The organism is Bacillota bacterium (assembly GCA_040754675.1).
Lineage (GTDB): Bacteria > Bacillota > Limnochordia > Limnochordales > Geochordaceae > Geochorda.
In genome coordinates this window covers 1-6,245 of sequence record JBFMCJ010000245.1, presented here as the reverse complement: position 1 = coordinate 6,245, position 6,245 = coordinate 1, and the positions used below count along the sequence as shown (strand labels likewise).

At 66.8% G+C, this 6,245-nt stretch carries 5 protein-coding genes; all 5 read left to right on the top strand.

The window, feature by feature from the left end:
* Nucleotides 1–208 precede the first annotated feature (208 nt).
* Nucleotides 209–628: a hypothetical protein gene (locus tag AB1609_13815; protein ID MEW6047536.1), complete on the top strand. Its 420-nt coding sequence runs from the start codon at nt 209–211 to the stop codon at nt 626–628.
* Between the two features lie 72 nt (nt 629–700).
* Nucleotides 701–1,051, top strand: coding sequence for a phage holin family protein (locus AB1609_13810; GenBank protein MEW6047535.1), 351 nt, complete (start codon nt 701–703; stop codon nt 1,049–1,051).
* A gap of 547 nt (nt 1,052–1,598) precedes the next feature.
* On the top strand, nt 1,599–2,921 hold the full coding sequence (locus AB1609_13805) for a hypothetical protein (GenBank protein MEW6047534.1): 1,323 nt from the start codon (nt 1,599–1,601) through the stop codon (nt 2,919–2,921).
* A 547-nt stretch (nt 2,922–3,468) separates the two neighbouring features.
* Complete coding sequence (locus AB1609_13800) at nt 3,469–4,902, top strand: hypothetical protein (protein MEW6047533.1); 1,434 nt, start codon at nt 3,469–3,471, stop codon at nt 4,900–4,902.
* 234 nt (nt 4,903–5,136) lie between these two features.
* Nucleotides 5,137–6,245 (top strand): sn-glycerol-3-phosphate ABC transporter ATP-binding protein UgpC (ugpC, locus tag AB1609_13795; GenBank protein ID MEW6047532.1); only part of this gene is annotated, 1,109 nt, incomplete at its 3' end.

Sequence of the window (6,245 nt, the reverse complement as noted above, 5' to 3'; positions counted from 1 at the left end):
ACTTCGACCGGGCGGCACGGACGCTGCAGGTTCAGGCATCGACGCGTCACGGGTCCGCTGTTGTCACCGCGGATTGAGGGGGTGTGGTGGACCGACCGAACGTCAGTCGGTCCCCCGAGGGCCTGGATTAGCCGGTCCCCGAGGGCCCGCCGGACCGACCGACCGTCAGTCGGTCCACCAACTACCTTGTTGAGAGAGGGGCTCCACCATGGACGAAAGGCCACAGACCGCCGGACAGGATCAGGGCGGCCCGGAGCGCACAGTCCCGGGCGACGACGACCGGCTGCGCATCCTGCGGCTCGTGCAGCAGGGCAAGGTGACGCCGGAGCAGGCCGTCGCCCTGCTCGATGCGGTGGCGCCCCCTCTCCCGAGGATGGCGCCCCCGCCGCCCGGCCGGCCGCGGGTGCTGCGGATCCGGGTCGTGGAAGACGATGAGGACAGGGTCAATCTCAACATTCCCCTGGCGCTGGCGCGCTCGGCGCTGCGGCTGATCCCCGACCGATCCAAGCACTACTTCCAGGGCGTGGATCTACAGGCGCTCCTGGAGCAGGTCGAGCACGGGGCCAGCGGCAAGATCCTCGAAATCCGGGGCGACGACGATACCGGCGTCGAGATCACGGTGGAGTAGCGCTAACAGGGGCCAAACGGCGGTAACACGGGCGGGGTTGCGGCAACAAAAGGGTGGGGGCGGGACCAACCGATGCGAGGCTGGGTGGGACGCTGGCTCATCAACGGGGTGGCCCTTCTCCTGGTGGCAAAGCTCGTGGGCGGCATCCAGGTGGGCGGGGTCTTCGCGGCCCTGGTGGCCGCGGCCATTCTCGGGCTCGTCAACGCTTTCATCCGCCCGCTTCTCATCGTCCTCACGTTGCCCATCAACATCGTGACCCTGGGGCTGTTCACGTTCGTCGTCAACGCGTTGATGCTGTGGCTCACCGCCGGTCTGGTGCCGGGGTTCAACGTTCACGGCTTCTGGGCGGCGCTGTGGGGGAGCATCCTGCTGAGCCTGGTCAGCGCCGGCATCGGCTGGCTCGTGCGAGACGTACGGGCGTGAGTGATAGGCCAGCCGCACCGTTGCCATCTGGACGGACCTTCGCCCCCACGGTCTGGCATCGCCGGGGTGCCATCCCAGCCCTGGTGCGCCCTGGCCGGCCTGCCATCAGTTAGCTAGAATGACACGGCAGGAACGCTAAACACCCACACATAACCTCCCGAGCGCAAGGACGCCACGAAAGGTGCCACGGATCGGCGGGCACCTTTACATCCCCCATCATCCTGAATGCCACTCTTGGAGCGACCACGGACGGCCCTCCAGTTCGGTTGCGCTCCAGGCCGCAGCCCCTGGAAGGGGGTGGCCTGCTCTGCATGGACGGGGCGTAAGCGGCGCGGGGCGCACGATGCAGCACCGTTCGCACCCGTGGTGCAGCCGGTGGGGAGGGGGCGCCGGATGTGAGGAAACGAGGAGACTCACCCTGCCGTTCCCCCGCCCGGACGATCGGTGGGCACCCGCATCGCAGCAGCACCTGCCGTTTCGTAGGGTAGTCAACGTGGTGTAGTGTCCGGGGAACAGACGTACTCCTTTGAGGGGGATAAGGCGTTTCATGAAGAAGCTGGCAGTGTTGGTGTCAGCCATGATGGTGGCGGCGCTGGCGGCGCCGGCTCTGGCGGCTGACTTCCAGCTCTCCGGCTCCATGGAGAGCGAGGTCACCTGGCGCCAGCACCAGTGGCTCAACGACGACGGCACCCTGGACCAGCCCGCCGGCGTGTCGGCGGCGACGTCGCTCAAGCTGAACGCGGCCCTCGGCACCCCGGACAGCGGACTGCGGGCCGTCGTGAAACTCTCGCCGATGTCGGTGCAGTCCGGCGGCAGCCTTGGCCCGCTGTCTGTCGACCGGGCCTTCCTGGAGGCCAGCGGGCAGCTCTGGCAGGGTGGGTCCGTCACCCGGGCTCGCCTGGGCAGCCTCGACGTGAGCTACTCGCCGTACGTCGCCACGTTCGGCTGGGAGGGCTTCTCCATCGACGGCGTGGGCTACGGCCCCGTCGGGATGGCCGCCTTCGCTGGCCGCAGCGGCGAACAGACCGTCCTGGGTGCGCAGATCAAGGCGGCCCTCGCGGGCGTGGCGGGCGCACTGACCGCCGTCAACGCGGGCGGCCGGTATGACTGGGAGATGGCGGCCGCGGCCATTCCCATGCAGGGCATCGCCCTGAGCGGCGTCTACGCGGCTTCGGGTACCAGCGCGGCGAGCGGGGAGACCCCGACCCTGGCCCGCCTGGACGCGCAGGCCCAGATCCTGCCCAACGTCACCGTGACCGCGGGGTACCGGAAGGTGTACAACACCTTCGAGCCGGCGTACGTGGCGCGGCAGGCTGACGGCACGATGTATCCTTGGATCGCCGACAACCGCGGCGAGCACGGCGTGAACGTGGGCGTCCAGACGGTTCAGCAGGGCGTGAACCTTGCGGCCGGCGTGGACGTCTACCAGCGCTGGGTTGACGAAAGCGGCAACCCCACCGCCGAGCCGACCCCGCACCGGGACGCCTCGCTTGCGGCCAGCACCACGCTGGACGGGTTCCAGCTCGCAGCGTCCAGCAGCTTCGACCTGCTCAACCGGGCGCGCACCGAGAGCAGGTTCTCGGTCGCATACCCGGTGACGGTGCCCGGCCTCAGCGTGACGCCGGCCTATGAGGCGACCATCGACCAGGCCGGTGGCGTGGCCCACAAGCTGACCGCAACGGCGACGCTCGACGCCGTGCCCAACCTCCCCGGCATCGGGCTGGAGGGCCGGGTGGCGCGGGCGGCTGACGGCAGCGTCAGCTACGGCGCAGACCTGCGCTACACGGCGCCGAACGGGCTTGCGGTCGGCGTCCATCACGACTCGGTCAGGGGCGCCTGGGTCGACGCAGGCCTGAAGGCCGAGTTCTAAGGGGGCAGCCGGCTCCAAGCGACGGTCGGAACTCGCCGGCCTGCCTCGCGGCCGGGGGGAACGTTCGATGGCCGGCGTCCACCTGCGCTGAGGCAGGCTGGGCGTAAGGGAGGCCCCGGGCAAGACCCGGGGCCTCCTTGTTTTTGCCATTCGGCAGGGACCGGGAGCGCCTATCAAGAGCCGACATTTTCGGGCATTGAATCAGCACCCAGGAGAAGGAATTTCGCCCAGTGCATCGAAATGGCGGCGAGTGGGAGGGCGCAAGGGGCGCTCTCCGTGCTACCTGCCGGCAGCCGTGGCGCCCGAGACCGGCGGGGAGGGGGGCAGGGCAGTTCAGCCAGGGGCCACGGGAGGCTGTCGCCGGGCAGGGACCCGCTGGATTGGACAGGCCGTAGGGAGCCCGGGAAGGAAACACGGGAGACTTTCCGGGCAGTGAAGGCCTAGCCATGCTGGCGGGTTATTGTGGTGTATCGTGACCCGGTTCGTTGTGTGTGTCGTCTCGGACGTTTCCCACCGCGTCTCGATATTTCAGTAGGGGAGGACCACGATGCGCAAGAGCCTGCTGTTTGCCGTGATGGCGGTGGTCCTGGTCGCCGCCCCGGCCCTTGCATCGGTTACCTTCGGAGGCACCATCAACTACAGCCTGTCTGGCGGCGTCGGGATCACCAACGACTTTGATGCGGCAGAAGACGTGTCCTGGGAGCCGGCAGCAGCCCCCGGGTATACGCTCTTGATTAGCTTCGCCGGCGGTGAAGAGGGCAAGTGGAGCCTCTATGGTGAAATCGCCCCCTCTGACTTGACGGCTCCGAGCAAGGTCAAGGTCGTGCTCACACCGCCCGAGTTCACCCTCACTGCTGTGCAGAAGACGGCACTCGCTGACGTGACGGATCCGCTTGGACTTCTCGCGCTTGGTACACTCGACGGAACGAGCGGCGTTCGGATCGAAAGCAAAATCCTAGGTCCGACGCTCGTCACGCAGTTCGAGAACAACAAGAAGCATGTCGGTGTGAAGGCGGAAACCGCTCTGGGGCCGGCCACGGTCGGCGCGGTCACGAAACTCCCGATCCCGGATGGCACGGGTCTGGACGTTGTGGGTTACGCAAAGGTGACCGTGGCGCCTCTCACGGTAACCGGTGCGTTCGGCCAGGATGCGGCAAAGAAGACCGCTTTCGCCGGCAGGGTCGATCTCAAGCCGATACCGGGCCTGGCCGCGAACGCGAGCTACAAGAAGGACTTCTCTGAGAACACGACAATCAGTGGCGGTAGCACCTACGACATCGACTTGGCTCAGCCGGGCGTGTCGGTCAGCCAGACGACCGATGCCGCCGGGACTGTAACGGCTCGGACCGTCGCAGGCGCTGTCAAGTATCGCGGCAGCGCTGACAACCCGGCGTTCGCTGATCTGTTCAACGATCTCGTCAAGAAGTGGTACGACTACGTGGCGCCGGCGGCCGTTGTCTCGGTGTCGCAGGCTGCGGACATTACGCCCAACGCCACGCTGACCCTGAGCGGAAAGCTCGCATATCCTGTGATGTCCGGCGTGGCCGCACGGCTGTTCGTGACCTACGAGGCGGACCAGGACGGCAAGTTCGACGCGTTCAAGGAAGACAAGTACGCCACCGATGGCGGCGTCGAGGAGTATGGCTACGTCGCTGCCAAGAGCCACATGCTGATCGACTCCGAGCTGCGCTACAAGCTCACCGACAGTCTCACCTTCGGGCCGACCTTCAAGTTCCATTCGTGGAGCGATCTGTCCCTCGAGCAGACGGACGGCACGACCGTAAAAGCGACGTATGATGTCAGCGGCGGGTCGGGCATGGAGATCGGCGCCAAGGTGACCTACGCGGTAACGGACAACGCGTCGCTGTCGCTCTCGTTCGGCCGGAACAGCCGGTCCTTCACCGTGACTGGAGCACCAGCCGGGGCCAAGACGAGTTGGTCCGATATGTCGTACAAGCTGGTCGCCTCCGTCGGCTTCTAAGCTGCGCAGGTCGATCAGCGTTAGGTAGAGAGGCTCGGGCCCTTCGGCCCGGGCCTCTTCGCGACCCCCGAGGTAGAGGATGGCGTTGTGCGGTGTCGCGGAGGCGATGCAGGGTAAAGCATCTGGATCTTGTATACACACGCCTTCCGGCAGGGGGCCGCCGAAAGTGTGTCGAACCGCCGCTTTGGTGACACCAGAGCCGCGCAAGGCGGCCCCGAGGAGGCGTGGGGGTTCATGGCAAGCGTCACGCTCGAGAACGTGACCAAGCGCTTCGGCAACGTGGTGGCGGTCAACAGGGCCAACCTGGACATCCAGGACAAGGAGTTCGTGGTGCTGGTCGGCCCGTCCGGGTGCGGCAAGTCGACGACTCTGCGCATGGTGGCGGGCCTGGAAGAGGTGACGGAGGGCAACATCTTCATCGGCGAGACCCTGGTCAACGACGTGCCCCCCAAAGACCGGGACATCGCCATGGTCTTCCAGAACTACGCGCTTTATCCCCACATGAACGTCTACGACAACATGGCGTTCGGGCTGAAGCTGCGCAAGTTCCCCAGGGCCGAGATCGACCGGCGGGTCAAGGAAGCCGCCCGCATGCTCGGCATCGAGAACCTGCTCAACCGCAAGCCCAAGGAGCTGTCGGGCGGGCAGCGCCAGCGCGTGGCGGTCGGCCGGGCCATCGTCCGGGAACCCAAGGTCTTCCTCATGGACGAGCCGCTCTCCAACCTGGACGCGAAGCTCCGCGTGCAGATGAGGGCTGAGCTCTCCAAGCTGCACCGCCGCCTCGAGGCCACGGTCATCTACGTGACCCACGACCAGACCGAGGCCATGACCATGGGCGACCGCATCGTCGTCATGAAGGACGGGTTCATCCAGCAGGTCGGGGCGCCGCTCGAGGTCTACGAGAAGCCGGTGAACGTTTTCGTGGCCGGCTTCATCGGCAGCCCCGCGATGAACTTCCTGGAGGGCATCGTGCGCCGGGACAACGGCCAGTACTACCTCGACGCCGAACCCATGCGCCTGCCCATCCCCCTGCAGAAGGCGGCGGAGATCCAGAGGTTGGGCGAGTACATCGACAGGCCGGTCATCTTCGGCATCCGCCCGGAGGACATCGAGGACTCCGAGCTCATCGCCAACCCCGACCCGGCGACCACCGTGGTGGCCACCATCGACGTGGTGGAGCCCATGGGGTCGGAGTCGTACCTGTACGCCACGGTCGGGTCACACTCGTTCGTGGCCCGAGTCGACCCGCACACCGGCGCCCGGGACGGCGAGCCGCACCGGGTCACGCTCAACATGAACCGGGTGCACCTGTTCGACAAGGAGACGGAGAAGCGGATCGACTG

Bases quoted from the DNA above. Each gene is read 5' to 3' on its own strand.
- AB1609_13815 (MEW6047536.1), top strand. From the start codon at position 209: ATGGACGAAAGGCCACAGACCGCCGGACAGGATCAGGGCGGCCCGGAG.
- AB1609_13810 (MEW6047535.1), top strand. From the start codon at position 701: ATGCGAGGCTGGGTGGGACGCTGGCTCATCAACGGGGTGGCCCTTCTC.
- AB1609_13805 (MEW6047534.1), top strand. From the start codon at position 1,599: ATGAAGAAGCTGGCAGTGTTGGTGTCAGCCATGATGGTGGCGGCGCTG.
- AB1609_13800 (MEW6047533.1), top strand. From the start codon at position 3,469: ATGCGCAAGAGCCTGCTGTTTGCCGTGATGGCGGTGGTCCTGGTCGCC.